This is a genomic window from Candidatus Edwardsbacteria bacterium (assembly GCA_018821925.1).
Classification (GTDB): Bacteria; Edwardsbacteria; AC1; order AC1; family EtOH8; genus UBA2226.
Window position 1 is genome coordinate 1 of sequence record JAHJLF010000087.1, and the last position, 2440, is coordinate 2440.

3 protein-coding genes are annotated in these 2440 nt (G+C 50.1%); 2 read left to right on the plus strand and 1 reads right to left on the minus strand.

Going from position 1 to position 2440, the window contains the following annotated elements:
* The first annotated feature begins 77 nt into the window (after positions 1-77).
* The gene (locus tag KJ869_10870; protein MBU1577689.1) at positions 78-452 is read left to right on the plus strand and encodes a hypothetical protein; all 375 of its coding nucleotides are present in this window, start codon (positions 78-80) and stop codon (positions 450-452) included.
* Positions 449-1177 (plus strand): ABC transporter ATP-binding protein, encoded by a 729-nt coding sequence (locus KJ869_10875; GenBank protein MBU1577690.1) that lies wholly within the window; start codon positions 449-451, stop codon positions 1175-1177. Before KJ869_10870 ends, KJ869_10875 begins: the two co-directional genes overlap by 4 nt.
* A 125-nt stretch (positions 1178-1302) precedes the next feature.
* Here the strand turns inward: KJ869_10875 and KJ869_10880 are convergent, their stop codons facing one another.
* On the minus strand, positions 1303-2259 hold the full coding sequence (locus KJ869_10880) for a dipeptidase (protein ID MBU1577691.1): 957 nt from the start codon (positions 2257-2259) through the stop codon (positions 1303-1305).
* Positions 2260-2440: the final 181 nt, after the last annotated feature.

The window sequence follows — 2440 nt, forward strand, 5'->3', positions numbered from 1 at the left end:
CGTTGGTCGCCCCATCCTGCTGATTCGGCAAGCCGAGCACGGTGGCGTCGGACATCAGGAAGACCTTCACTTCCGGCTTGGCCTCGCTAGATCTTTATAAAATTGCAACTGAAATCGAACCAAATATTTCTTATATTGTTGACATGCGTAATGCTCAAGAACATCCGAATGAAAATAAAAAACTGCTTATTAAAAATATTGCAATCTTGCCAAACGAAGAAATGCAAAAACCAACCATACAATACAATAATGAAGGCCCTTTTGATATAATAACTGAGTTTAATGAGATTGTTGCATTCCTGGTTGACTCATTTGAGGTTTTCACTCTGCATTGTTTAATGGAATACCTTAGCCCAAAATATAAATGTAAAATTATTAGTGTGCCCCAAGAATATGTTGATCCTAAATGCCCAATAAAATATAGGGTAACGATAAATTTACCTTTTAAATGATAGAAATCTCCAACATACACAAATCCTTCAACTCCAAGCAGGTGCTGGCCGGGGTGGACCTGACTATCAACACCGGGGAGACCATGGTGATCATCGGCGGGTCGGGCTGCGGCAAGAGCGTCCTGCTGCGCCATATCATCGGGCTTATGCAGCCGGACCGGGGCTCCGTCAAAATTGACGGTACCGATGTCTCCCGCATCAATCGCAAGGAACTGTTTGCCCTGCGGAAGCGACTGGGCATGCTGTTTCAGGGGGCGGCCCTGTTCGATTCGCTGACGGTGGCCGAGAATGTGGGGCTGGGCCTCAAGGAGCATTCGGAATATTCAGCGGAGCAGATATCGGATATCGTGAATAAAAAGCTGGAGATGGTGGGCATGTCCGGCACCGGCGGCCTGATGCCGGCCGAGCTCTCCGGCGGGATGAAAAAGCGGGTGGGCCTGGCCCGGGCCATCGCCATGGACCCGGAATACATCCTTTACGACGAGCCCACCACCGGGCTGGATCCCATCATGGCCGACAAGATAAACGACTTAGTAATAGACCTGCGCAATAAGATGACGCTGACCTCCGTCGCGGTCACCCACGACATGGTCAGCGCCTCCAAGATCGCCGATCGGATCGCCATGCTGCACCAGGGAAAGATCATCTTCTGCGGAACGCCGGAGGAAATAAAAAGATCGCCGGACGAAAGGGTCCAGCGATTCATCAACGGCGAGGCCGACTAAAAAGCCCGGATATTCATCCGGGCTTTTTCAAATAGTTAATTCTACCAGAGGACCTCACCCCTAACCCTCTCCTAATGCTTTAGGAGAGGGAAGCCGATAGGCAGGGAGAGGTTAAAGACCCACCATCACTGCCAGCCAAAATATCTTATTGCATTGTTCAGGATGATATCATCCAGCTCTTTTTTGCTGAAGCCCATGGATTTCAGCATATCCATCAGATCGGGCAGTTTATCCGGCCCGTCCAATCCTTCCGGCGTCTCCCGGATGCCGTCGAAATCCGAGCCTATGGCCAGGATATCGGTCCCGGCCAACTCTTTGATATACTCGAACTGGTCGGCCACGCTTTCGATGGAGACCGGCTTATGTTTGCTTCCCAAAAAGGCCGGGCAGAAATTAATGCCGATCAATCCCTTTTTATCAGACACTGCTTTGATCTGCCTATCCGAGGCATTTCTGAAATGCCCATTGAGAAATTTCACACAGGAATGGGACAGCAGGGGAGATTGCCGGCTGGTCTCAAGCACGTCCCAAAAGGTCTTCTCTGAGGAATGGGAGAGGTCGATATGCATGCCCAACTTATCGGCTCGGGCGATGAGTTTGCGTCCCAGCGGGGTGAGGCCCTTATCTATCCCGGTCTTATGGACGCTGTAGGCCGAAGTGGCGAAGGAGTTGGAATTGTTCCAAGTGAGGGTCAGTATTCTTACTCCTTGGCCATAAAGTGAATCCAGCCGGGAGATATCGCCGTCCAGCACGTGCCCGCCCTCCACGGCCAGCAGAATCCCGATCTTGTTTCCTTTACGGCATTCCTGCCAGCTCCTCTTGTCGCTGACCAGCATCAGCTCAGCGGGATGATCTGATATCTCTTTTTTTACGGCAGCTATCAACTGCCGGGCCCGATCCCAGGCCTTACGGTGGCGGTATTTGGGAGATACCCAGCAGGCGTAGACCTGCAGGCCGACCCCGCCGGCTTTGAGTTTTTCCAGGGTGATATGGCTTTTTGCCTTCTGGCCACCGATCGCTTTGCCGTCGGCCAGGTTGATGGCGGTGTCGCAATGCAGGTCGCAGATGGTTGTTTTGGGCATATTATCGCCGGCTCCCCATAAAATATTTGCGGATAAAATTATCAGTAACAGTGTCTTTAAAATGAGGCAATGCTTCATAATATCCTCCCGAAAAGATACTATACTACAGAAATACCGATAAATCAATAAATTTTGCTTGACAAATCGCTTAACTTGTTATAATTTATATATATTACTTACC